This window comes from Candidatus Binataceae bacterium, from assembly GCA_035508495.1.
Taxonomy (GTDB): domain Bacteria; phylum Desulfobacterota; class Binatia; order Binatales; family Binataceae; genus JASHPB01.
On record DATJMX010000002.1, the window covers coordinates 95,249 to 120,582 of the forward strand.

A 25,334-nucleotide genomic window follows, 5' to 3' on the forward strand; every position below is an offset into this window, starting at 1 on the left:
AATCAGTCTGACTTAGCGACGGCGGCGGCGGAGAGAACCACCCGCAGGCCGCTTGCTTCGACGGCGCTCAGCAAGATCGCGACGCGCTCGGTCCCCGACAGGTAGCGCTCGAAGATCGCTTCGAAGCCGCGGAACGGTCCATCAACCACCGTCACTTTCTCGCCCGCGCCTAAAGGCTTGTCAGGAATCTCGATGATATCGTCGACGCCGCGGCGGCGGATCTCGGTAACGATCGTTTCAGGCACCGCGAGCGGATCCATCCCGGCCGAGACGATACCGCGCACGCCCGCCATGTACTTGATATCGAAATAGCGCTCCTTGAGATTGAAGCGCGCGAAGAGGTAGCACGGGAACAGCGGGCCTATCGACTCTGCCATGCGGCCCCAGCGCGGTGCGCGCGCCTTCAAAAGCGGCAGGAAGACCTCGTTCGCGAGCGGGGCGATTTGATCCTTGACCCAGCGCTCCTTGCCGGTCTTGGTGCGGATGAGATACCAGTCGCTCGCTGTGGCTGCATCCATTTCGGCTCCCATGTCAGAGACCATGCTAGGAGCATGAAGCGCGGCACGCCAGTGGTCCAGACAAAAAGAGAGCGGCTGAGGCATTCGCCCCAGCCGCTCTCGCTAAGAAACCCGGGAACTAGATTTCGTAGGTCAGCGTGAACTCGAGCAGGTTCGTGCGCTGCGAACGGCTGTACAGGAACGGATCCGTGTTACGACCGCTGCGGCCGAGGAACCAGATCGTATTCGCGCCCATCAGGATATTGCGCGAGTAACGGAATGTGTTGCTGGATCCAACCGCGCCGACGTTGTCGTCGATATCCCACTGGAACACGTTGCCCGACGTGAGCTGACCGTTCATCAGCCAGTTGACGGCCGACAGGAAAAAGAAGTTCCCATCTTCGCGCAACTTGCCTGCGGTCGGAAACGAACTCGCGTTGGTCGGACGATCCGGGAACCAGGTGTTGACGTACTGCGCGGTCAGGAACGTGTGCTGCTTCGAGATCCAGGGGATGTAGGTCGGACGGTCGCCAGCGATGATGAAGCGGGCGCGCTCCGAAGTGACCGAGCCCTCCGGACTGGTGCTGGTTCCCACGTCGCCGTAGCGCGGTTCCCACAGGACGTCATAGCGGTACACGATGTCGGTCAGCGCCTTGTCGTAGTACGTACCGGTCAAGCCGAAGAAATTGTTGCGGCGCCAGTCGGTTTCGTCGAGGACCGCGAAAGTACCCGACTTCGGCACACCGGGCAGCGGCTGGCCGAACTGGTAAGCGCCAGGAATATAGAACTCGCCCGGAGCGATTTTGATAACCGTGGCCGGGTTGATGCCCGCGGCGTTCGAGCCCATTGCCTGGACCGCCTGTGTCGCGGTGCACTGCGCGCAATTAACGTTCAGGTTTTCGTCGCGATACTCGTACAGGTAGATGAAGCTTGCCTGGAGACCGTCACCGATCGGCAGCAGCGAAGAGGCGCGGAAGCCGAACTCGCTGTTCTCCAGCGAACGGCTCGGCATCTTGCTCATGTGCATGAACGGATTGCCGGTCGAGGTTGCGAGGTCGACGAAGTTGAAACCGGGAAACAACAGCATGCCGCCGCCACCCGAGCCGGCGTAGCCGAGGTTGGCGTTGCCGAGATACTGAGCGCGATAGGGCTGGCCGTTCTGATTGTAGAGCGTGCCGCCCAGCGTCAGCGTCGATGGCACAACCCAGGGATTGCGGGAGTCAGTCTGCACGTTGACGGCAGGACCGTTCTGCGCCTGGAGGTCGCCCGGGATGATGAACGCTTCAAGTTCGTTATTCGCCGTCTTGAGGAAGTCGGGCAGAATGTAGTTGAACTTGATCATCTGCACGTTGGTGCGCTGGTCTTCGGGCGATTCCGCACCGTAGAAGCCGTGCCAGGTCGCATTAACGATGTTGGTAACTTCGGTACCTGACAGCGCGTCAGCTTCCGACCAGATGATCTGCTGCTTGCCGACACGAGCCGAGAAGTTGTCGGTGAAATTGAGCTGCGCGTAGTACTCGCGCAGGTCGTCCTTGAAATATTCCTGCTGGAGTTCCGAATGCGTGTAATTGCTGAAGTCGCGATTGGGCTCTGCGATACCCTTGTTCTTCAGCGTCCCTTCGGCGTCGTACCAGGGCCGATAGAAAGCGAAGAAGTCGGCGTCCTTCAGAATCAACGTGTCGAAGCGGCCAAGCAGCTTATAGTTCTTGACCATGTGGTAATCGGGACGGATGTCGGCGAGTTGCCGCATTTCGTTCAGATCCCAATGGTTGAAGTCGAAGCTGCCGCCGGTCTCCGTCGCCGCTTTACCGGGTATTACCGAGACGGTGCCGCCGGGACCGGTTACGAAGGTGCTCGCCGTACCGTTGTTGACGGCGCTGCCTTCACCCCATTGCCCGCCCTCGCGGGTTTCAAAAAACCCGAAGACCGAAAAATCACCCTGCGTGATTGTTGCTTTCGCGACCGTTGACCAGAGTGTGGTGGCCGCAGCAGCGGCACCGATCAACAGCAGGCGCAACTGAGCGCCTCGTCCCATTTTCCCATTCAGCATAAGCACCCCCGAGCCAGTTGGAGCCCTCGCGGTTATGTAGTAACCCCTCACAGACTGATGGCGCGGACACACAATCGCGCCGCCAGTCAAACCCTACGAACGGGCGTTTCGTACCATTCTGAACGAGACGTTGTCAAGAAGGCGGCACGTCTCTGTCATCTGCTCGCAATAGCCTCGTAAGCCGCCGGTGATTTTCAAAAGCCTGATGTTTAGAACCAAAATCCCGGATGCGGTGGGGTGGAGATAAAAGAATTTGAGCGCTGAAGGGACAGGCAGATGCTACTTCGAGCAGCGCGAAGGCGGGGCGGTCGAAACCGTGCAGCGCTCTCCATGAGATTCAGAAACTTGCTTCATTTAGCCAACGCCTAAACACTGTGAGCCTAAAGGGATTGAGACAAGTTGAATTTTCTGTGAAACGGTTTGGGCGCTTGTTGCGCGATTGCGCAAAGTTAAGGCTCCGTTACTACCCGCTTGAATTTCCAATCTGATCAGTGTAGGTAAGGCCACCGATATGTCTGTCAGCGGGGGTACCACGTGGCGATTCGAGCAGATAGCGGGCTCGCGCGCGATGACGGCGAAATCCTCGGGGCGGAAATGCAAATAGGTTGAAGCGGCCGCGTGAATTAGGCGGGGGTAACAGAATGCATCAGGGAAGGTTGAATATGGTGACCATCGGAGGAAACGAAAACGGGTCTGCGCACCCGGTATCGAACCGGCCGCCGCTTCTTGCCAGAGTGGCTGGAACACTGGCGGCGACGGCGCTGATTGTTTCAACGGGCTCGTCCGTTCTGGCAGCCCCAGCGGCTCCAAAGATAACCGCCAGCCCGGTCGCAATTGTCAGCGCCGGCGGGGGAGCGAATCTGACTGGAGCATCTCTATCATCGATCGAGGTCTTCAAACTCGGAAGCCAACTAAATTCGGGCCCAACGCAGTACCTCCACGGCAGCGCGGTCGGACTGCTCAACGCCACGGATATCAAGTACAGCCCCGGCGACAACTTCTTTGCGGTCTCGAACTCAGCCACTGCGCTGGGCGGAACTGCGGCTGTTGGCGGAGCAACCTACATTTACTCTGCCGCTGCTAACGGTAATCAGGGGCCCGTTCAAAGCTTAATATCTCCCAGCACGGACATCCCCGATGGAGTCTCGTGGGACGCCGATGGCGATCTGTGGGTGGCGGATTTTGGCACGCCCTCGTGCGCCGTTACGGCCCCGGGCGTCTGTAACAGCAAGTCGATCGATATCTGCCCGGTTCCGGGGACGATCGAGGAGTTCGTGCCTAACGGTTCTACGCTTACGGCTCCGAATGTCATGTACCCGATTCCGGTTCGAGTTATCAAGGCGTGCTCTTCAGTGTACACGTCGGCCAGTGCTAGATACCCGGGCACCATCATTACGTCGGGGATCGTTGCGCCGGTCGGAATCGCGGTCTCCCCGGGTGAGGGCTCGGTTCAGGTCTGCGTGCCCGGATATCCAACGTCGAATTATGGTTGTGGAGCCTTGGGCGGCGTGAACGCGCCCATCGGCTACTATGGCAAGGTCTACACGCATGCAGTCTTCGTGGTGGACTCGGCTACGGGCACGATCACCGTGTACGAACCCGAGTTGGAAGAAGCAATCGGCAATGGCATTGCTTTCGGACGCGGACTCATCAGCGAAGACTTCGGTGTGGCTAATGGCACTCCCGACACAATAGTTGAAGCGATGGCACCGCTCGGTAGCGGCCTCACTGGGCTGGGCGAATTCGTTGACCCGCAGTACATCGCGTTCGGCGCGACTGGGGGGTCAGGACCTCAACTCCTGGTGACTGACGCAAGGGGCGGTCCAGTCGGCAGAGGCTCGATCTCCAGTATCCCGACGTACATCAGCACAGCGCCCTTCTGCGCGCAGCCTTTCGGCACTACTCCTGCCACTTTCGCGAACGGCTGCACCGTTCTTGTTGAGGGCGGCAAATTCTCCGGGGAAACGCCTACTGTCATCTCTTCGAGTTCCAATCCGCATATTAAGGACCTCACTGGCCTGCGCTCGCCGGAAGGTATTGCTGCCCTCGTCTCGGCGAAGGGCTACCTTGACGCGATTTTTGTGGCCAACCCGTTGACCGGCCAATTCGAGCAGTTCGCTCCTACCGCGTCAGGCAACGCGTCGCCTGCGGTAGTCATCGGCGGCAACACCAACCTCAGCAAGATGATCTTACCGTGGGGCCTCACGATTCCGAATGCCGAGGCGGTCCCGTGAAATAAACAAGCCGGATCAGGCTAGCAAGAAGGCCCTCGCGCCGTATGGCGCGAGGGCCTTCGCATTTCTGGAATCTTACGAAAACCTGGTCAGCGCAGATCTTCGCTGAGCGCGTCTGCGAGCGCGCCTGCGATCGGCGCCTCGGCGGCCAGGTTTGGATGATCGACTTCGATCCTGACCTTACCCGCCTGCGCCAGCGTATGAAATTGCTCGGCGCTCGTACCGTCCAATGGAAAGCGCACGAACTGCACTGAGCTCACGCGCTCGTCTGACATCTGGCGATCGTCGAACTTGACCGCAAGACGCTTGGCATCAACCACGAGCCACATGTGCCTTTCGAGGCCGACCAGCCGCCGCAGCGCCGCGTCGCGCTCGCGCACTTCCGAGTATTCGATGAGCATGGTCGCGACCAGCTCGCCGCCCTGCGGCACCAGCTCGTTGTAGGTCTCGATCTCGTGCTGAATCGCCTCGCGCGCCGCGAGCTTCTCGGTGCGCACCATCTCTTCGATTTGGTACCACGCCGTTTGCCGATTTTCGAAAAGCAGCGTGATATGCGAGCCGACGATGAGACGGCGCCGGTTCTTTTCCTGGATGACAAGCGGGCGAATCAGATCGCGCACGCGATCATAATTTTCGGCTGAAAGAATCTCGTCGAATGAAATCGGTTTCATGCTGATCGCTCCTCGGGCGACGCCGGCGGCGGCACGCGATCGGGAAAGCCATTCTCGTCATAGGCTCGCGCGAGCACTTCGACCGGATGAATCGGCCGCACTCCCGTCGCCTGCTCGATCTGCACCGCGGCGAGCGGACAATCGGTCGCCATGATTTTCGCGTCGGCGTCGCGCATGCCGGAGAATGCCTTCTCGCCCCACTTCATCGAGAGCTCGAAGAACTCCTTCTTCATCGCCCAGGTGCCGTCGTGCGCCGTGCACGCATCGACCGTCGCGATTTGGACGCCCGGAATCTGGCGCATCAGGTCGCGCGAGCGAAAGCCGATGCCCTGCGCCTTCAGATGACATGGGACGTGGTACGCGATACTAACCGGCGTGCTCTTAAAGTCCTTGCTGAACTTGCCGTCTCGCCGCACCTGGTAGAGCAGCTCGTGCGTGTCGATGATCGCCGCGGCGTATTCCTTGACGTCGTCGCCCGGCAGCAGGTTCGGATAAATCTTGCGCATCGTCATCGAGCAGGTCGGATTGATCGCGGCGATCTTGTAGCCCTGCCGCACCAACGGCAGCATCGAATCGATATTGGCGCGCGCCTGCTTGCGCGCGAACTCCACGTCGCCGCCGTCGAGCGCCGGCATCCCGCAGCAGTTCTGCTTCGGGCATTTGATGTCGCATCCGTTTTTCGCGAGCACCTTGACCGCGGCCTTGCCGGGTCCGGGGTTGTAGTAGTTCACGAAGCAGGTCGGAAAAAGCACGACCTTCGCCGAAGGCTCAGCGGGCGCCTGCGGAAGAGGATTGCGCGCGAGCCACTTGTCGAAGGTCTCGGCCGCGAAATCGGGCAGTTTCTTGTCGCGATGGATTCCAAGCAGCTTCTCCATCACCACGCGCTGAAACTTCTGCCGGCATCCCCAGTTCGCAACGCGGGGCGTCATGCTGCCGACCTTGCCCAGCAAATCGGGATTGCCGAGCGCCTTCTCGCGCATGCCGACGCCGCGCTCTCTGGCGCGCACGGCCTTGGCGCGCATCAGGAGCGCCGGAAAATCGAGCTGGAATTCGTGGCCGTCGCGCGGAGTGTAGGGACACTTCACCTCGCACAGCTTGCACTCGTAGCAAAGATCGACGACGCGCTCGCGCTCGGCCTCGGTCAGCCCGCGCACGTCCTGCTCGTTGCGATCGGCGGCCTCGAACAGCGCCGGGAACGAGGGGCACAGGTTGAAGCACAGGCGGCATCCCTGGCAGATGTCGAAGCCGCGCATGAGCTCCTTGTCGAGGCCCGCACGATTCCAGTATTCCGGGTCATTCAGATTGTAGGTAAGACCGTCAGTCGGTTTTGATTCGATACGACTCATTATGATGATGATTTACCGGCGGTCGGCACCGCCAGATGCGGGCGGATGAGAATCGAAGCCCCGGGGATCGCGTGCCAACGCGCGCAACCCCCGGGCTTTCAGAATTCGCGATGCTTATAGAGTGTCGGCAGCCTTGGCGAAACGTCCGGCGTGCGACTTCTCGGCCTTGGCCAGCGTCTCGAACCAGTCGGCGATCTCGGGGTAACCCTCGTCGCGCGCGGTCTTGGCCATCCCCGGATACATGTCGGTGTACTCGTAGGTCTCGCCGTGCACGGCGCTCTTCAGGTTCGAATGCGAATCGCCAATCGGCTGATCGGTCACGGGATCGCCCACCGACTTGAGATAGTCGAGATGGCCGTGCGCATGGCCGGTCTCGCCCTCGGCGGTGTCGCGGAACAAGCCCGCGATCTCGGGCTGACCCTCGACGTCGGCGACCTTCGCGAAGTAGAGGTAGCGGCGGTTGGCCTGGCTCTCACCCGCGAAAGCGTCCTTGAGATTCTGATGAGTCTTTGATCCTTTGAGTGATTTCACTTTTCTCCTGCCCTCCTGAACGGCGGTAATCTCCGTTGAGCCGCCGAACAATGTATTGCGGTTTCAGCCGCTCGCGCTTTTGGCGCGGCGTTTGGTCTTTTGCGGTGCGCAGTCCTCGCACAGCGCGTGGATTTCGAGCGACGAGCCGAGCAGCTTGAATTCGCCCAACTCCGAGCGCCCCTTGAGCAAATCGTCGAGCTCGGGAATTTCGATGTCGCGGATGCGACGGCATTTGATGCATACCACGTGATGATGCGGCATGATGTTGCCGTCGTAGCGCGCGCTGTCGTGCAGCATCGTCACTTTGCGCGCCTCGCCGATCTCGCACAGAGTCTCGAGCGTGCGATGCACGGTCGCCAGCGAAATGTACGGATGCTCCTTGCGCACCTCGGCGTAGATCGAATCGGCGCGGGGATGCTCGGCAGAGGCCAACAGTGCGCGAATTATCGCAAGGCGCTGCGGGGTGACCGCCAGTCCGCCCTGGCGGCATCGCTCGGCGAATTCGGCCAGCCGTTCGGCAGCATATCCGGCGCGGCGCCCTTCATTAACCCAGTTTAGTTCCATTTCTTAGATAATAGTAATTATCATCTGATTCTCATTCCTGTCAACGGCTCGCACCAACGATGCATTTTGCATCGCGAACTGTGAACAAAGCCTCCGATTTGGGCACTGAACCACTTGACGCGAGGAGCAGGTAAAGGCTATGGGTAGCCCGCTTAGACAGCTTAAAAGTGATTCCGACTAACCAGGTCGAAACAAGGCCGTCATATCTTCGGAAAAGCTGCGAGCTCAGGCACAGATGACGGGGGAACCGAAATGAATCTCGCCAAGCTTCTCAAACAACCGAATTCGTGGCATGCACATGTAGTTACGACACTAGCCGTATTTGTTAGCTTATTTGCCACCTTGATGCCCGGCGTCGCGCGCGCAATCGATCCTGCTACCGCGAAGCTCGTCAATCTCGGCTTCCAGGTCTTCACCACGACGACCTTCAACGGCAACGGCCGCACGTGCTCGACCTGCCATCTCCCAAGCGCCGACTTCTCGATCAGCGCTGCTGATTTTGCTGCATTGAGTGCGCATCAGAAGTCGCTCGTGCTCGCTTCGAGCACCCTCGGGCTCGAAAATCCCACGATGGTCTCGAAGCTAGGTGTGTTCAACATCAACGACAAAGTCGGCAATGACCCGGCCGAGGTAGGCACATCCAACACTCCGGTCGGCCCCTTCCGGGCTTCGATGTCGGTTGGAGCGCTGGCTTTAACCACCGCAAACCTGCTGCCCGATTTCTGCGCCGACAATTCGCCGCCGGAGTTGATCGAAAATGGCACCGACCTGGTGGCTGTAGTTTGTGATCCGCCGCTTCTAGGTTTCCCCAACAACGCGACTGCGTTCGCGATCACGGACGTATTTCTCAACACCGCAGTTGCTCCCTTCATTGGTAATTTGACTCCGGGGGTCGATGACGGAACGCGCAATATCGAGCTTGGATGGGCCGGCGATGGCGCGTTAACCGATCCCGACGTCTTCGGCGCCAGCACCACTCTTCAGAACAAGGATTGCCGCGACGCAGTTGATAACGCCAACAACAACATCACCGATCTGACCGCGACGCTGCGCGCGTTCTCGCTGGCCGCCGTCAAGACTCACTTCCCCAAAAGCCTCAATCGCGCGCCCGGCGTCGATTTCCGCTGCCCGACCTCAGTTGAGCTGGACGAGCTCGCGGCGTTCCAGGAGTATCTCGGCCGCCGCTTTGAGCTCGCTCTGAAAGCAGGTGTGCCGACCGACGCCAACGACGGCGACGCAGCGAACAGCTTCGCTGCCGGAACACAGATCGATCCGTCGCAGCCGGTAATCACCTTCAACGACGCGACCGCTGAAAAAGGCAAGTCGATCTTTCTCGACGGAAATTCGCAGTGCAATCTCTGTCACTTCAACGCCGGCGCCAACGATGCGACCGGCTTGAGCCACGCCCCCAACGTAAATGATCCTTCGGCTCCATTCCCCGGCCGCAACTTCGTGTCGAAGCAGCTCGTTGACATGCTGCGATGCACCGACGCAAGTGGCTCGCCGACGACCTGCATGAATGGCGCGACTGCGACCGCGCACGGACTCAACGCGCTCGTCGCGCCGATCGTCTTCCCGCAGGATCCGGGTGACCATGTCGCCAACGGAGCTACCGCGCTTTCCCTGGCAGGGAGCGATTGCAACAGCGGCATCAATAATGGCGGCAACACTGGATGCATCAAAGGCTCCGGCATGAAAGCCGGCGCCATGAACCTCCAGCCGCTGATCGAAGCCGCGCGCAAGAAGTCGTTCTTCCACAACGGCGCGTTCACCACGCTCGAGGGCGCGCTTTCGTTCTACTTCTCGCCGACGGGCGATCTGATCAAGGCATTCAATGCACCGCGCAAGGGAGAGACCGGCGCCGTGGCGCTGTCGAACATGGCCAGCACTTACTTCTCCGATCCGACCGACACCAAGGATGTGCTGGGTACCATGGGCTTCTTCCTGCGCTCGCTCAGCAGCGTCTATGCGATCGCGGATTGTGAGCGCCTGATGTCGGATTCGATCAGCCTGGTTCAGCAGGGACAGCCCGTGACCTTGCAGGCGCAGCTCTGCACGGGCGAACTCAACGACGTGACCAATCTGATCAACGGCGCGCAGATTAAAGTGCCTAGCCAGTACGTGGTCGTGGCCAGGCAGGCCCAGCAGATCCAGCCATTGATGAATCTGTCGGCGGCCTTCAGACTCAATATCGGACTCGAGGCGACGCTACATTCCTTGCAGGCAATGAGGCATTCTATTGCGACGATAACGCCCGACTTGCCGAACTAGCGCCGTCCGCAGCGGGCGGTCCAGTCACTCCGGGCGTTTCGTGAGTGACTTATGATCACGCCGGTCGCGCTCACGATCGCGGGCTCGGATTCCGGCGGCGGCGCCGGAATCCAGGCCGACCTCAAGACCTTCGCCGCGTTCGGTGTGTTCGGCACCTCGGTGCTGACCGCGCTTACCGCGCAGAACACGCGCGGCGTAACCGCGATCTCAAACGTTGCGCCCGATTTCGTTGCCGCGCAGCTCGATGCGGTCGCGAGCGACTTTCACATCGCCGCGGCCAAAACCGGGATGCTCTCGCGCGCGGCGATTATCGAAGTCGTCGCCGACCGCATCCGCGCGCACAAGATAACCAACCTGGTAGTGGATCCCGTGATGGCGGCGGCGAGCGGCGACGTGCTGCTCGAGCCGGACGCGATCGCGAAGATGCGCGACGCGATGCTTCCGCTCGCCGTCATCGTGACGCCGAATCTGCGCGAGGCGGAATTGCTCACGAGCCGCAGCGTCCGCACGCTCGATGAAATGGCTGATGCGGCGCGCGCGATCGTGCAGATGGGTGCGCGGGCCGCGCTGGTCAAGGGCGGAGCGCTGGTCGGCGCCGCGATCGATGTCTTCTTCGACGGGCGCACCGTGCGCGAGTTGCTCGGCCCTCGGATTGAGGTCGAGCGCGTGCACGGGGCAGGATGCACGCTGTCTGCGGCGATCGCAGCCGGGCTCGCGCGCGGCAGATCGCTCGACTACGCGGTCGAGACGGCGAAGGCGTTCGTGCGCCGCGCGATCGAAACCTCGCCGCAGATCGGTCAGGGCGCGCGCCCCCTCAACCATCTGATCGCTCCGCCGGGCATCGACAGGACCTCGCGATGAGCAACGGAAACTTCGCGGCGGAGCTGCGCGCCAGCGCCGCGCCGATCTGGGAGAAGGAGTACGCGCATCCGTTTGTGCAAGGCATCGGCGACGGCACCCTCGCGCCGGAACGCTTTCGTTTCTATCTCGCCCAGGACTACGTCTTTCTGATCGAGTATTGCCGGGTTTTCGCTCTAGCCGCGGCCAAGGCGCGCGATCTCGAGACGATCGCGCTCTTCGGCAACCTGCTGAACTCGACAGTCAGCGTCGAAATGCAGTTGCATCGAGATTACTGCGCGCAATTCGGTATCGTGTCTGCCGAGCTCGAACAAACAACCGCAGCCCCCATCACGCACGGCTACACCAGGCATCTGCTGACGGCCGCATACGAAGGCTCAATCACCGATATTGTTGCCGCGGTGCTGCCCTGTCAGCTCGGCTACGCTGAAATCGCGACGCGTCTGCTACGCGAGGGCAAGACCGGCGCGGACACGATGTACGCCGAGTGGGTAAAGATGTACTCGTCGCGCGAATTCGTCGAAGGCGCCGACACGATCGTGCGCCTGCTCAACGATCTGACGCGCGGCCTGCCCGCTCGCGAGCGCGGTCCGCTCGAACAACTGTTCCTGACGAGTAGCCGCTACGAGTACCTGTTCTGGGAGATGTCCTGGCAACGCGCTGGGTGGCCGATTTAGATCGGGCACCGAGGAATGAGGTTCGCAACGCCGCGGCCTGTGCGTTGCCCTGTGCGAGTCCGGCCTGCGCCGCCGCCGCGCTGAGGCTCGGATCCATCAGATTGTCGCCGAACGCGGCGATGCTCGATGGATCCGGCACGATTAGTTCGACGATAGTACCGCTCTCGCGCAGCGCGGCGATTTCCTTGTAGAGCCGGATGCGGAAATGCTCTGCCAGCATCGGATCGCCAGCGGCGCCGCTGACCGCGATCACAACTGCCCGATCGTAGCCCCTTGCCAGATCCGCATTCGTCGCCGAACGCGTGCCGCCATCCATGTACCTGCGGCCGTTTATCGTGATTGGCGGAAACATGCCGGGGACGCTGCAGCTCGCGGCCACTGCGTGCTTGATACCGGCGCCCGCGTCCTTGTTCCAAACAACAAACTCGCCATTGTGCGCATCGACGGCGGTGCACGCGAAATTGCGCTCCGGCCACGAATCGTCGGCGAGTCCGTTGAACAGATAGCCGACGACTGACATGAAGATTTCCTCGCTGATTGTCTGGCTCTGGAGCGCCCACTTGCCGATCTCGGCGCGCACGTCGCGGGCCGGACGCTTCCCCGAGACGGCTTCAGCCATCTTGTCGATGAAGATGGAAAAATCGGGATCGGCGGATGGTCCCGATACCGGCAAGGCCACGCTCGCGAGCGATTCTGCGAGCGCGCGAGGCTCCTTACCCATGGCGATTTGCGCGCCAACGAACGAGCCCGCCGACGTACCGACGATAAAGTCAGCGTCGGCAAGATCGACCCCCGCTTCGGCCATACCGGCCAGCAATCCCGCTTGCCACGCGATCCCAATAGGGCCACCGCTGCCAAGCACAAGCGCGCGCTTCGCCATTCGCGTAACGTCTCCTTCGCGAATCCTTAATGAAACTGTAACATTAGAGAAAGCGCAGACGAGAGGCAAAGAGGATCGCGTAACGCAGTTGCCTTGAGCGTGAAGCAGTTAGATCGAGAGCCTATTTTGCCGCCTTTCCTCCCAAAAGGAGAGCGGTTTCGGTGTCATCCCAAGAGTTGGTGAATCTTTCCGAAGCGCTACTTACTTCGGGTCGGAGTGGTTCTCTTTTTCTGTCATCGCAAGGGTCTGTGAAGAAATGTCCTGGATCATTGGCCGCCATCCCGTTCGTCATTCTGAGCAGAGTCTGCGGAGTCGAAAAGCCTGCGTTGAGCGAAGTCGAAGGGATCTCGAAGGGATCTCCGGGCGCCCCGAAGGGACCGGTACCGGTAAGCGCGTGTAGCGCTTTCCTTTCTTCTTCTCCCGCCCGGAAAGTCGCGAGCGTGCGTGCGGAATCCCCCTCGCCCGGTTCGCGGCTGCGTTATGCCTTCCACGCCGCGCGTAGCGACGATGCCTGCGCGTTGCCTTGCGCGAGGCCGGCCTTCGCTGCGCCGGGGCGCTTTCTCGGATCCATCAGGTTGATGCCGAACGCCTGAAGGCTTGCTGCATCGGGAACGATCAGCTCGACTTTCGTTCCACTCTCGCGCGCGACGGCGATTTCCTTGTCGAGCTGCTTGCGGAACTGCTCGCTTATTTTGTCAGTTGCCGCGCCCGTTACGGCGACGACGATCGCCACATCGTAGCCCTTGGCGAGGTCGGCATTGGTCGCCGAGCGCATCCCGCCGTCGATATATCTGCGGCCCTTGATCGTAATCGGCGGAAACACTCCCGGCACGCTGCAGCTCGACGCGACCGCACGCTTGATACCCGCGCCTGCTTCCTTGTTCCACACGACGAATTCGCCCGTGAGCGCATCGACGGCGGTGCACGCATAGTTGCGCTCGGGCCACGTATCGTCGGGCAGCTCGTTGAATGAGCGGCCGAAGCCCGCGATGAACGCCTCTTCGCTCATGGTCTTCGCTTCGAGCGCCCACTTGCCTATCTCGGCGCGCACCTCGCGCGCGGGACGCTTGCCCGACGCGGCCTCAGCCATCTTGGTGATGAGCATCGTCAAATCAGGCGGAGGTCCCGCAGGCCGGTCCGACGACGGGCGTGATTCGGGCGCAGGCGCGCTCTCGGCGAGGATCGGCGCGGCAAGCGCGCCAGGCGCCTTGCCCATCGCGATCTGCGCGCCGACAAACGATCCCGCCGATGTGCCGACGATAAAGTCGGCATCCGAAAGATCGACGCCGCCCTCGGCCAATCCCGCCAGCAATCCCGCTTCCCACGCGATCCCGACCGGGCCGCCGCCACCAAGCACTAACGCTCGCTTCGCCATCGAACTCACCTCCGGTGGGCTCTCTACTAGTAGGTTCGCAGCGAAATTTGAAGTTCAGAGAAGCGGGGCGATCGGGGCGCGGCGGCAGCTTGGCTTGACCAGCAGCATCTGGACGTCGCCGATGTTCCGTTCGAGGAAGCCGCCTTCGCAGTAGCACAGGTAGTATTCCCACATGCGCAGGAATTCCTCGGGATAGCCGAGCGCGCGCACGCGATCGGCGTTGGCCAGGGTACGCAAGCGCCACTGCCGCAGCGTCTCGGCATAATTGGGTGTGAGGTCTTCGAGATGGAAGAGCCGCATATCGCTGCTGCGCGTAACCGAATCCATCATCGCCGTGACCGATGGGATGAAGCTGCCCGGGAAGATGTAGCGCTTGATGAAATCGATTGTGCGGAGCGCGCCCTGGTAGCGCTGATCCGCAATCACGATCGCCTGCAGGAGCATCATGCCGTCGGGCTTGAGCAGCTCGCCGCACTTTTTGAAATAGGCGTCGAGGAAGTGATGGCCGACGGCCTCGATCATCTCGATCGACACGGCCTTGTCGAATTGGCCGTCGAGCTCACGATAATCCTTGAGCAGGACCGTGATGCGGCCGTCGAGGCCCGCGTCCCTGATGCGGCGCACGGCGTAGTCGTGTTGCGCCTGCGAGATCGTCGTGGTGGTGACACGGCATCCATAGTTGCGCGCCGCATGAATCGCGAAGCCGCCCCATCCAGTGCCGATCTCAACCACGTGATCGTGCGAGCGCAGGTCGAGCTGGCGGCAGATACGATCGATCTTCGCGGTCGATGCTTCCTCGAGCGTGGCGCCGGGGCGCTCGAAGATCGCGCACGAGTACATCATCGTGGGATCGAGCACCAGCTCGAAGAACTCGTTGCCAAGGTCGTAGTGCGCGGCGATATTGCGGCGGCTGCCTTCGGCAGTGTTGCGATTGAGATAGTGGATGAGCCGCATGACCGGGGCCAGGAATCGAGCAAACCAGTTGTCAACGCCGCTCATCACGTGCGCGTTGCGCAGCGCGATTCGAATCAGCGCCGTCAGGTCATCGCAGGTCCAGGTGCCGGCGATATAAGACTCGCCGCTGCCGAGCGTGCCGCCGAAAGCGACGTCCGCGTAGAAACGGCGATCCATGACGTGGATTGTTGCACGCAGATCGGCGGTCTCATCTGGCTCGCCGAAAGCGATTCGGTCGCCGCCGTCTTCGATCGTAACTCGATCATTCCTGGTGAGCGCGAGCTTGCTTAGCAGCGCCCGCCGCGCGAGGCCTTCCAGAATGGCCGGCCGCCGCTGACGCGACGCTCCAATCCCCGCATCAACGATCGACCCAGGCCGCTCCACCTATCCGCTGGCTCCCTCATCGGCGACCGGAGGCTGCGGGATCGCCTCGCGAATCACAGTCGTGATCTTCGCTGTAGTCAGCGCGCGCTCCGGCCGTACGATCCGGCCTTCATCCAGCAGATGCTGGGGGACGGGGCGAAGGTCCCAAACAATTCCAAGCCACGACATCACCTTTAGAATGTAATACGTGACGTCGACTTCCCACCAGTAGAAACCCTGCCGCGTCGATGCCGGGTAATGGTGATGGTTGTTGTGCCATCCCTCACCCATCGTGATCATCGCGAGCGCAAAGCTGTTTCGGCTGTCATCGCCAGTGACATAGCGGCGCCGGCCAAAGACGTGCGCGAGAGAATTGATCGTGAAAGTGCCGTGCGCCAGCACCACCGTCGAGATGAAGAATCCCCATATCAGCATCTGCCCGCCGCTGGTATGAAGTCCCGGAAAGTAATGCGCGAGCATCGCGCCAAAGCCATACATCGCAAAGCCCAGCACCGTCGGCACGATAATGTCGAAGCGGTCCATGAACACCAGCTCGGGATACTTCGCGAGATCGCGCACCACGCGGGTCCGCGTCAGGAAGTTGGTGTCCGAAGTGATCCAGCCGATGTGACTCCAGATGAATCCGTGCTGAATCGGCGAGTGCACGTCCGCCGGTTGGTCGGAGTGCTGATGGTGCAAGCGATGATGCGACGCCCACCACAATGGACCACGCTGCACTGACGAGTTGCCCATCACCGCGAAGATAAACTGGGCTGCGCGCGAGGTCTTGAAGCTGCGATGCGAAAAATAGCGATGGTAGAATCCGGTGATCGCGAACATCCGGATGAAGTACATCGCAATCGCAACCGCGACCGCGATCGGACTCCAGCCGACCCAGATCACGGCGAGGCACATCAGGTGCACCGCGGCGAACGGTACTACCCGCAGCCAATCGGTCTCCTGAGGTGCATTCGCTTTCGGTTCGCCCCCCGCGTATGAGTCTATCCACCTCGCGAGTGCGACTAACACCCGCTTAAACGTACTCTCAGGCATTCGGTCCTCTCCGCCCTTCGCTTCCCCTTACAGGCGGTCAACTGTCCCAGATTTCGAGACCTGAGTGAACAGTTGAGGGGGGATCGAAAATCGCCTAACCCGCAGCCGCAGCTTGCTGCTGCTCGAGCATCTCGACTTCGTCGAAATGCGTGAAATCGATTTCGCGCGAACCGTCGGGAAAAATTGTCAGCACATCGGCGAAGCGCGCGCCCCATGCGATGTCCTCGGCGCGGTATGAATGCCGCGCGTGGACCGTCTGCGACAGCGTCTCGTCGAGGCCGACTATCGAGACGACGATCTCGGCATTGCGCATCGCGAGCGCGTCCATCTCGGCGCCAAGCAGTGGACTCGCCGCGTCTATGGGATGGACCGCGGTCCACGTCAGCGCGAAGAACGCGCTGCGCCTGCGGGTGGTCTCGAGATCGCGAAACGCACGCACGCGCTCGCCCTCGAGCGTCTTATCGTCCCATGCGAGCAGGACGTGAATCTCCGCTTCGACGATCCGATTGCCGCGCAAGTTGGCCATGCGGAACATCATCGACTGCACACCGTTGCGCACCGACACGACGGCATTGCGCGAGAATCGTACGCGGGCCGTGGGCCGCGAGAACTTCGTGAATACGAGGCCGGTCATCATCGCGAGCGCAAGCAATCCGACCAGAGCCTGGATCGACACCAGGATGTTCGACGTGAGCGTGTACGGCTCCATCTTGCCGTACCCGATCGTCGCCATCGTCTGGACGCTGAAAAAGAACATGTCGGCGTAGGAGCCGGTGTGAACATTCTCGATGCCGCCGTCGAAGTAATAGCCCAGCGCAAAGAGCGCGTTGACGGCGAAAAAGACCACCGCGATGATCAGCAGGAGCATCGGCCACGACGCGGTCTGCAGGTAGTAGTAGAGGTCAGAGCGCCTTGGTAGCAGGGCTTTGGTGCTCACAGGACCGACTTCGCCAAGTCCGTATTTGCCTGTCGCGCGGGGCATGCCATGGTGAATATAACGAAGCCGCCGCGATGCGGCAGCCCTCATCGCGGCGAATTCGTCCGGCTCAGTATCAGTCAAACGCTGCCAACAATGAGCTACTTTAAGTTGACTGGATAACAAGCTAAGCTGGCGTCGAAGGGAGGCCGGATTCTGCCGCGCGTTCGCGCATGGTTCCGCTTCGCTACAATGTCCGCAGCATCCTCGAGCGCCGCACCACCTCGCTCATGACAGTGCTCGGCGTCGGTCTCGTCGCGATGATGTTCGTGCTGCTGTTCGGCTTTATCGGCGGCCTCAAGCAGACGCTGATCAACACCGGCGGTCCTCAGAACTGGATCGTGATGAGCCGCGGTGTCACCAACGAGAACATGAGCAACGTCACGCACGAGCAGGTCGAGATCCTGCGTGCGCGCCCTGAAGTGCTGACGGCATCGGGTGTCGGACTCGTCTCGCCTGAAATCGTCGGCGGCGTGAGCATCGGGCGCGACAAGCGCGTCAAGCAATTTGTCACGCTGCGCGGCGTCGATCCGATCGCCTTCCAGACCCATCGCAATATGAAGCTCGTCGCCGGCCGTTGGCCGATTCGCGGTCAGGGCGAATGGGTAATTGGCAAGGCGGTCGCGGCGCGCGCGCCGTACATGACGATCGGATCGAAGTTCCATTTCGGCCGCCGCAACTGGACCATCGTCGGCATCTTCTCCGACGCGAACAGCTCGCGCGAATCGGAAGTTTGGACTGACTTCAACGATCTCAAGACCGACGCGAAGGCGCGCACGATGGATACCAACGCCGTCCACGTCATCCTCAAACCCGGGATGGAAGACGCGTTCAACGCGACGCTCAAGAACGACGGGCGCCTCAGCCTGCAGGCGATGACCGAGAAGCAGTACTACGCCTTGCAGGCCAGGCTCGTCGATCAGTTGCAGGCGCTCGGACTGATCGTGGTCCTGGCGCTCGCGCTCGGCGCCACCTTCGGCGGCATGAACACGATGTACTCGGCGGTCGCGCGGCGCCAGCGCGAGATCGGCGTGATGCGCGTGCTCGGCTTCTCGCGCTTCGCGATCCTGCTGAGCTTCGTGCTCGAGAGCGCTTTCATCGCCTTCATCGGTGGATGCGTCGGGCTCATGCTTGCAGTCGCGCTGGCGCAGACCACGGGACTCGACAATCGCCTGCTGAGCGTGGGCTCGACCTTCTTCACTTATCGGCTCGATGCGGCGGCAGTTACGTCGGCGATCATCGTCGCGACGATCATCGGCGTGGCCGGCGGCCTGATGCCGGCGTGGCGCGCCTCGCGCGTGCGCATCATCGAGTCGCTCAGGGAGGCATGACCATGGCGTACAAACTATTCGTCATCGTCATCCGGCATATGCGGCGTCAGCTGCGCCGCACGATCCTGACCGGGCTCACCTTCGCGGTCGCAATTCTGATCTACACGGTGCTATCCGCAATACCGGCTTCGATGGATCGCATTGCTGAAGGCGCGTCGAAGGGCTTGAGACTCATCGTCACGGCGCCCAACGCCTACAAGTTGCCGGCGCGCTACTGCGATCCAATTCGCAAGATGCCGCACGTGCTGGGCTGCGCCGCCGAAATTATCTGGGGCGCAACCTACCGCGATCCGAAAGACATGATTTTGGCCTACGGCACCACGGCCGATTTATTCACGGTCATGGCCGACAGCGACTATCATCCGCCGCCCGACGTGCTGAAGAGCATGTTCGCCGACCGCCGCTCCGTTTCGGTCGGCAGCGTGCTGATGGAAGAGCACGGATGGAAACTCGGCGAACCGATCACGCTGAAGAACATCAGCGGCAAAATCACGCTGACCTTCATCCCGCGCGTCGAGTTCCCGCCCAGTGACTACCTGTCGCGTGCCTTCTTCTTCGACCGGCGGCTCCTCGACGAAGCGGTCAAGAATACCTACGGCGCCGATATCGCCGACCGCGCCAACTTCATCTCGGTGCGGGTCGATCGCGCCGAGAACATGGCGCTCGTCGCTGACGGCATCGACGAGCGCTTCCGCAACTCCGATGCCGAGACCGAAACAACCACGGAGTCCGACACCGTGGCGAATTACGTGACCGCGATCGGCGACTTGCGCACGATAGTCGCGGGCCTCTGCATCGTCGTCCTTGTGACGGTGTTGCTAATCGCCGCCAACTCGATGGCGATGATGGTGCGCGATCGAATCGGCGAGGTCGCGGTGATGCGCGCGCTGGGCTTCTCGCGCCTCGACGTAGCCGCGGTGCTGCTGGTCGAAGCGATGCTGATCGGTCTCATCGGCGCATCAGTCGGCGCAGGCCTCGCGATCGTTTTCTTCGGCCACGGCTTCACCCTCGGCGCCCTGACCGGCTCGCTCGGCTACATAGCAGTAAGCTGGCCCGTCGCAATCTACGCAGTAGCGATCGCAACACTGGTCGGCATCGCGAGCGCGCTGCTGCCAGTAATCAACGCCGCCCGCATCCCACCCGCGCTCGCATTCAGGAAGGTCGTCTGATCAGCGATCCCTTCCAGTGATACAAAGGAAAGCGCATCGCGCACTAACTGGTACCGGCACCTCCGCTGCCTAACAGCGCGCGAAGCGCTTTCCTCAGGTTGTCCGATCATCACGCGAGTTCCTCGTCGATCATTTCGTGGTTGGCACCGCCCGGGGGGACCATCGGATATACGTTTTCCTCTGCCGCGATCGGAACGTTGATCAGGCACGGGCCGGGCTGTGTCAGCGCATTCTCCAGCGTTTGCAGTTGATACTCAGTCGCGCCGAGGTCGCAGGCCGGGACGCCGAAGCCGCGCGCCAGCGCAACGAAATCGGGCGTCACATGAAACTTCGACGCACTGTAGCGGCGGCCGTAAAACAGATGCTGCTGCTGGCGCACCAGGCCCAGGTTGCCGTTGTTGAACAGCACCACCTTGACGTTCACGCGCTCCTCGGCCGCGGTCGCCAGCTCCTGGATATTCATCAGCAGGCTGCCGTCGCCGCTGAAGCAAACGACTGCGCGCTCGGGCTCGGCGAGTGCCGCGCCGATCGCGGCCGGCAGACCAAAGCCCATCGTGCCGAGGCCTCCCGAGGTCAGCCATTGGCGCGGCGCCGTGAATGGATACGCCTGCGCCGCCCACATCTGATGCTGCCCGACATCGGTCGTGACGATCGCATCGTCAGGCACCAGCGCCGCGGTGTGACGGACGATGCCGTACGGACGCAGCGGGTCGTCCGCCCCCGGCATCGCCAGCGGATTGCGCGCGCGCAACTCCGCCATCCTCGCGATCCACTTTGCGCGGCGCGCCGGCTTGATCAGCGGCTCGATCGCTTCCAGCGCGCGGCCCACGTCGGCGACGATTCCGAGCGCCGGATGCTTTATCTTGCCCAGCTCGCCCGGGTCGATATCGATATGAACGATCTTGGCGTGGCGGCAAAACTCGGCGGCCTTGCCGGTTGCGCGATCGTCGAAGCGGATGCCGAGGCCGACCAGCAGATCGCATTCGCCGAGCAGCATGTTCGTGTAGCGCGCCGCGTGCATCCCGACCATGCCGAGAAACAGCGGATGGTCGTGCGGAACGGCGCCGAGGCCGTGTAGCGTCGAGGCCATCGGAATTGACGACTTGTCAGCGACACGCCGCAGCACCTGCGAGGCGCCCGACACGATGATACCGCCGCCAATCAGGAACACCGGGTGCTCCGCTTCGTTGATCATCTGAGCGGCGCACGCGATCGCATCCGAGTCGATACGCCCGTGTGCGTCGGCGCTGCCTGGCTCAGGATAAGAATCGAACTCGACGCTCTCGGTCTGGACGTCTTTTGGCACATCGATCACGACCGGCCCGGGCCGCCCCGACGATGCGATACGGAATGCCTCCGGTATCACCTCGAGCAGCTCGGCCGCGTCGCGCACGAGGAAGCTGTGCTTGGTTATCGGCAACGTCATGCCGAGCATGTCGACTTCCTGGAAGGCGTCGGTGCCGATGAGCGCGCGCGGCACCTGCCCCGTGATCGCGACGATCGGAATCGAGTCGAGCTTAGCATCGGCGATTGCGGTGACGAGGTTGGTCGCGCCCGGGCCCGACGTGCCGAGGCATACCGCCGGCTTGCCGGTCGCGCGCGCGAGGCCATGGGCGATAAAGCCGGCGCCCTGCTCGTGACGCGCGAGCACGTGGCGAATCGGGCTCGAATGCATCGCGTCGTAGAGCGGCAGATTCGCGCCGCCGGGAATTCCCGCGACGACCGCGATCCCCTGCCGTTCGAGCAGCTTGACGATGATTTGCGCGCCGGTGGCCTTCATAGGAGCGTCCTTTCGGATTCTCCTGCCGGGTCGAAGGAGGCGGGGCCAGAAACGAAAAACCCCCGCCGGCTTCGCGCCGACAGGGGTTTGGAGTTACCTCTTCATCCCCGCTACGGCGCGACAGCCTCGAGTACTACTACGAGCGTAATAAGCGTGGACGTAAGGAGTCCCGCGGAGAAAGAAGCGTCGCGCTCGATTGCGGAAAACATTGAGGTACTTGATCTAGCCGTTCGCAGGCTCCGGGGCAAGACGCGGATTTGAGCGGCCCTCAAGCCGCTTTCGGTTCGGCGTCGGCGAGTCTTTGCCGTTCGCGCTTTTGCATTGCCCGGCGCTTCAACCAGAATCCCACCAGAAGGTTTTCCTGGCCTGCCTTACGAGAATCGGCTCTTCTTGGTCGGCCATGGCGCCGAACCTGCCCCCGCGTCCACTGAGCGTCAACTAAGCCTAGCCTCAGTTCCGAAGCACTCCCGCTAACCTGCGGATGCCTTCGTTGATTTCCTTTTCTGTCAGCGAGGCGTAGCCGAGGACGAGGCCGGCGTGCTTTGGCGGGCGGGCGTAGAATGGGCTTGCGTCGTAGACGCCGACACCGGAAGCGCGCGCCTCTGAGCGGATTTCGTCGACTCGTTTCGGCGGGATATCGCGCAGCCACATCAGGACGTGCAGCCCCGCGTCGCCGCCTGATACTTTGGCGCGGTCGCCGATATGTTTGGCGATCGCCTCGAGTATCGCCGCGCGCCGCGATGCGTTGCGGGCGCGCGAGCGGCGCAGATGCCGCTCGAAATGTCCTTCGCGGATGAAATCGAGCAGCGCGAGCTGCGGAAGCATCGGGCTGCCAGTGTCGAGAAGTCCCTTAAGCGCGCGGAACGGCTGCACGAGTGCGTAGGGAACCGCGAGATAGCCCATGCGCAACGCAGGGAACATCAACTTTGAGAATGTCGCCGCGTAGATCACGCATCCGCGCTCGTCAAGCGCCTGCAACGCCTCGATGGGCCGGCCGGAATAACGAAACTCGCTGTCGTAATCGTCCTCGAAGATGAACGCGCCGACCTCGCGCGCCCACGCAAGCAGCTCGAGGCGCCGCCCGAGCGGCATCGTGACACCGGTCGGGAACTGATGCGACGGCGTGACGATCACAAGCCGCGCGCGGCGATGCTTCTCGGCGAGTTCTTCGACCTTGAGCCCGTGCTCATCGACGCGGACGCTGGCGATATTGGCGCCCGCCGCGCGGGATACCGCCCACGCCCCGCGATAGTGCGGCTCTTCGACGACGACGCGATTACCCGGATCGATGAGTGCGCGCCCGGCGATATCGAGCGCCTGCTGCGAGCCGTTGACGATGACTATCTGATCGGGATCGCAGTTCACTGCGCGCGCGCGATGAATGTATTCGACGATCGCCTCGCGTAGCTCCGGGATTCCCTCGGGCGGCCCATAATCGAGATCGCGAACGGACGCATGACGGGCGCGCCGTGCCACGATTCGGCACCACGTGGTATGCGGGAAGTCCACGAACGACGGCCGCCCGTAGCGGAAGTCGTAGGGCAGCGGCGGGCGTTCTGAGTTCCACCGCAGCCGCCGATCCGACGATTCCTTGAGCGCCCGGCGGCCGTAGGCAGAAAGGCGCGCCGGCGCGATCTGATCGCTCGCGCGCGGCGGCGGCTTGCCGTCGCCGACATTCGTCATATCCTCGGGCAACTCCGACGCGACGAACGTGCCAGCGCCGTGGCGCGAGGTCAGGTAGCCCTCGGCGAGGAGCTGCTCATAAGCGAGGATCGCGATATTGCGCGAGACTCCGATCTCGGCCGCGAGCGTGCGCGTCGCAGGCACGCGGAGTCCCGGCCTCAGACGGCCGCTTAGGATTTCCGCGCGTAGCGCGCGATAGACCCGCGAATAAAGCGGGCCGTTCATTCTATCGATTCTCAACAGCATCGCAGTTGCGTCGGGTAGCCGAGTCGATTAGGTGTCGAACAAACGCCTTTCATTTCGTTGCGGCGAGCGGCCGCGTATCCTCATTAACGTGGATCCACAAAACAATCACAAACCGGATCTTTCACAAGACCTGCGTCTGTGCAAACGAGCGAGGCCACGATCATGATGAAGCTCTGTTATTTTCCCGGCGCGTGTTCCCTGGCATCGCATATGGTGCTGGAAGAAGCGGGCGCGCAGTTCGAGCTGATGCTAATCGATTTCACCAAGAGCGAGCAGCGCACGCCCGACTATCTCAAGATCAATCCCAATGGCCGCGTGCCGGCGCTGATTCTCGACGACGGCCGCGCGATTTTCGAGAACATTGGGATCATGACGTATGTCGCGCGCACCGTGCCGGGCGGCGCGAAGCTCATCCCGTCGGATCCGTTCGAAGCGGCGCGATGCTATTCGCTGGCGTCCTTCTTCGCGAGCAGTGTGCACGTGGCGTGGGCGCATAACGCTCGCCCCGAGCGCTACACCGCCGACGCCGCGGCTCATCCGGCGATGCGCGAGACGGCGCGCAAGTCGTTCTGGAACTATCTGCAGATGATCGATGGATGGCTCGCAGGCCGCGAATGGCTGCTCAGCGAGTTTTCGGTATGCGATCCGTACGCGCTGGTTTTCTATAGCTGGGGAATGCGCGGCGAACTGCCGGTGCGCGACCTTGCGAACTATACTGCGCACAAGGATCGCCTGCTCAAGCGCCCCGCAGTGCGCAAGGCGCTCGACCGCGAGGGCAACGTACTGGTCAAAGCGTGACGGTTGGCGAATTGATCTGAGGCGGAGGCCACGATGGCGACAGTAGGCAAAGTTGCGGAGATTTGGCGCTACCCATTCAAGTCGATGGGCGGGCAGAAGATCGATCGCGTCGCGATCGGTCCTAATGGCCTGGTCGGCGATCGTGGATGGGCGCTCCGCGACGAAGCTGCCGGCGAGATTCGCGGCGCCAAGAAGCTGCCCGCGCTGATGCAGTGCCAGGCGAAGTACCTGGCCGAGCCCGGCGAAGGTGTCATTCCGCACGTCGAGATCACACTGCCATCGGGAGAGCGCGTGAAGACCAGCGACGCCGGCATCGCGGCGAAGCTTTCTGCGTTCCTGGGACGTGCTGTCACGCCGTGGCCGTTACAGCCGCCCTCGGCCCTCGATCACTATCGCCACGGCCAGCCCGACAATCCCGACATAATGGTGGAGCTGCGCGAGATCTTCGGGCGCACTGCCGATGAGCCGCTGCCCGATCTGGAGCCGTTCGTCAAAATCGGGTTGATCGAATTCACGTCGCCGCTCGGAACCTACTTCGACGCCTTCCCGCTGCATCTGGTAACGACCGCCACTTTGAAGCATCTCGGCGGATTCAACTCCAACGCCCGATTCGATGTGCGGCGCTTCCGCCCGAATATCCTGATCGAGCTCGATAACGCGCCCGACGATTTCGTCGAGGCGCAATGGAGCGGCAAGCATCTTCGAATCGGCGCCGCGCTGATCGACGTGGTCGGTCCCTGTCCGCGATGCGTAATGACGACGCTGCCGCAGGAAGGCCTCGCCAAAGATCCCTCGGTGCTGCGCACGATCGTAAAGGACGCGGCGCAGAACGTCGGCATCTATGCATCGCCTGCGAGCAGCGTTGCGCTCGCGACGGTCGCAGTAGGCGATCGCGTCGAGTTGAACTGACTCTATCGCGTCAACAGGTTGGCATTCGTCGAGCGCGTCGAGCGGCGAGAAGATAATTCGCGCCGTGAAAGTTTTACGGGCTCGATGTTCGCGTCCGGGTTCGGTTCTGCCTGCTCTT

Annotated in this window: 20 protein-coding genes and 1 pseudogene; 8 read left to right on the forward strand and 13 right to left on the reverse strand. The window is 61.9% G+C overall.

The annotated features are described in order from the left end of the window. Positions 1–2: 2 nt before the first annotated feature. Together VMA09_01480 and VMA09_01485 are read right to left on the reverse strand one after the other, a co-directional pair. Complete coding sequence (locus VMA09_01480; GenBank protein HUA32248.1) at positions 3–518, reverse strand: transcription termination/antitermination NusG family protein; 516 nt, start codon at positions 516–518, stop codon at positions 3–5. 118 nt (positions 519–636) lie between these two features. Beyond that, the gene (locus VMA09_01485) at positions 637–2,532 is read right to left on the reverse strand and encodes a hypothetical protein (GenBank protein ID HUA32249.1); all 1,896 of its coding nucleotides are present in this window, start codon (positions 2,530–2,532) and stop codon (positions 637–639) included. Between the two features lie 677 nt (positions 2,533–3,209). Here VMA09_01485 and VMA09_01490 point away from each other — a divergent pair. Beyond that, positions 3,210–4,781 carry a hypothetical protein gene (locus VMA09_01490; protein HUA32250.1) on the forward strand — a complete coding sequence of 524 codons (1,572 nt, stop codon included), beginning with the start codon at positions 3,210–3,212 and terminating at the stop codon, positions 4,779–4,781. 89 nt (positions 4,782–4,870) lie between these two features. Here the strand turns inward: VMA09_01490 and VMA09_01495 are convergent, their stop codons facing one another. The 4 genes from VMA09_01495 to VMA09_01510 form a co-directional block, all read right to left on the reverse strand. Next, positions 4,871–5,452 (reverse strand): DUF3501 family protein, encoded by a 582-nt coding sequence (locus VMA09_01495; protein ID HUA32251.1) that lies wholly within the window; start codon positions 5,450–5,452, stop codon positions 4,871–4,873. Continuing rightward, complete coding sequence (locus tag VMA09_01500; protein HUA32252.1) at positions 5,449–6,798, reverse strand: anaerobic glycerol-3-phosphate dehydrogenase subunit C; 1,350 nt, start codon at positions 6,796–6,798, stop codon at positions 5,449–5,451. Before VMA09_01500 ends, VMA09_01495 begins: the two co-directional genes overlap by 4 nt. A gap of 114 nt (positions 6,799–6,912) precedes the next feature. Further along, the gene (locus VMA09_01505; protein ID HUA32253.1) at positions 6,913–7,329 is read right to left on the reverse strand and encodes a rubrerythrin family protein; all 417 of its coding nucleotides are present in this window, start codon (positions 7,327–7,329) and stop codon (positions 6,913–6,915) included. 63 nt (positions 7,330–7,392) lie between these two features. Further along, positions 7,393–7,893 carry a transcriptional repressor gene (locus VMA09_01510; protein HUA32254.1) on the reverse strand — a complete coding sequence of 167 codons (501 nt, stop codon included), beginning with the start codon at positions 7,891–7,893 and terminating at the stop codon, positions 7,393–7,395. Between the two features lie 252 nt (positions 7,894–8,145). Between VMA09_01510 and VMA09_01515 the strand changes: the two genes are divergently transcribed. The 3 genes from VMA09_01515 to tenA are packed head-to-tail and all read left to right on the forward strand — an operon-like array spanning position 8,146 to position 11,699. Next, entirely contained in the window at positions 8,146–10,164 is a 2,019-nt protein-coding gene (locus tag VMA09_01515) for a hypothetical protein (protein HUA32255.1), read from the forward strand. Between the two features lie 51 nt (positions 10,165–10,215). Then, a complete protein-coding gene (thiD, locus tag VMA09_01520) occupies positions 10,216–11,025 on the forward strand; it encodes a bifunctional hydroxymethylpyrimidine kinase/phosphomethylpyrimidine kinase (GenBank protein HUA32256.1) in 810 nt (269 codons plus the stop codon). Then, entirely contained in the window at positions 11,022–11,699 is a 678-nt protein-coding gene (gene tenA / locus VMA09_01525; protein ID HUA32257.1) for a thiaminase II, read from the forward strand. Before thiD ends, tenA begins: the two co-directional genes overlap by 4 nt. Positions 11,700–11,985: 286 nt before the next feature. Here the strand turns inward: tenA and VMA09_01530 are convergent. The 5 genes and pseudogenes from VMA09_01530 to VMA09_01550 form a co-directional block, all read right to left on the reverse strand. After that, positions 11,986–12,579, reverse strand: a pseudogene (locus VMA09_01530) (patatin-like phospholipase family protein). Between the two features lie 478 nt (positions 12,580–13,057). Continuing rightward, entirely contained in the window at positions 13,058–13,954 is an 897-nt protein-coding gene (locus VMA09_01535; protein HUA32258.1) for a patatin-like phospholipase family protein, read from the reverse strand. 54 nt (positions 13,955–14,008) lie between these two features. Continuing rightward, positions 14,009–15,292: a cyclopropane-fatty-acyl-phospholipid synthase family protein gene (locus VMA09_01540; protein HUA32259.1), complete on the reverse strand. Its 1,284-nt coding sequence runs from the start codon at positions 15,290–15,292 to the stop codon at positions 14,009–14,011. Next, the gene (locus VMA09_01545; GenBank protein ID HUA32260.1) at positions 15,293–16,324 is read right to left on the reverse strand and encodes an acyl-CoA desaturase; all 1,032 of its coding nucleotides are present in this window, start codon (positions 16,322–16,324) and stop codon (positions 15,293–15,295) included. A 94-nt stretch (positions 16,325–16,418) separates the two neighbouring features. Beyond that, positions 16,419–17,261 (reverse strand): ion channel, encoded by an 843-nt coding sequence (locus tag VMA09_01550; GenBank protein ID HUA32261.1) that lies wholly within the window; start codon positions 17,259–17,261, stop codon positions 16,419–16,421. A gap of 212 nt (positions 17,262–17,473) precedes the next feature. On the opposite strand from VMA09_01550, the gene VMA09_01555 reads away from it, so the two are divergent. Both VMA09_01555 and VMA09_01560 read left to right on the forward strand, forming a co-directional pair. Beyond that, on the forward strand, positions 17,474–18,631 hold the full coding sequence (locus VMA09_01555; protein ID HUA32262.1) for an ABC transporter permease: 1,158 nt from the start codon (positions 17,474–17,476) through the stop codon (positions 18,629–18,631). 2 nt (positions 18,632–18,633) lie between these two features. After that, complete coding sequence (locus VMA09_01560) at positions 18,634–19,800, forward strand: ABC transporter permease (GenBank protein HUA32263.1); 1,167 nt, start codon at positions 18,634–18,636, stop codon at positions 19,798–19,800. A 109-nt stretch (positions 19,801–19,909) separates the two neighbouring features. Here VMA09_01560 and ilvB read toward each other — a convergent pair whose 3' ends face one another. Both ilvB and VMA09_01570 read right to left on the reverse strand, forming a co-directional pair. Beyond that, complete coding sequence (gene ilvB, locus VMA09_01565) at positions 19,910–21,580, reverse strand: acetolactate synthase large subunit (GenBank protein HUA32264.1); 1,671 nt, start codon at positions 21,578–21,580, stop codon at positions 19,910–19,912. Between the two features lie 450 nt (positions 21,581–22,030). Beyond that, a complete protein-coding gene (locus VMA09_01570; GenBank protein HUA32265.1) occupies positions 22,031–23,488 on the reverse strand; it encodes a PLP-dependent aminotransferase family protein in 1,458 nt (485 codons plus the stop codon). Between the two features lie 183 nt (positions 23,489–23,671). Here VMA09_01570 and VMA09_01575 point away from each other — a divergent pair, with 183 nt between their 5' ends. Together VMA09_01575 and VMA09_01580 are read left to right on the forward strand one after the other, a co-directional pair. After that, complete coding sequence (locus VMA09_01575) at positions 23,672–24,307, forward strand: glutathione S-transferase N-terminal domain-containing protein (protein ID HUA32266.1); 636 nt, start codon at positions 23,672–23,674, stop codon at positions 24,305–24,307. Between the two features lie 33 nt (positions 24,308–24,340). Beyond that, complete coding sequence (locus VMA09_01580) at positions 24,341–25,216, forward strand: MOSC N-terminal beta barrel domain-containing protein (GenBank protein ID HUA32267.1); 876 nt, start codon at positions 24,341–24,343, stop codon at positions 25,214–25,216. Positions 25,217–25,334 lie beyond the last annotated feature (118 nt).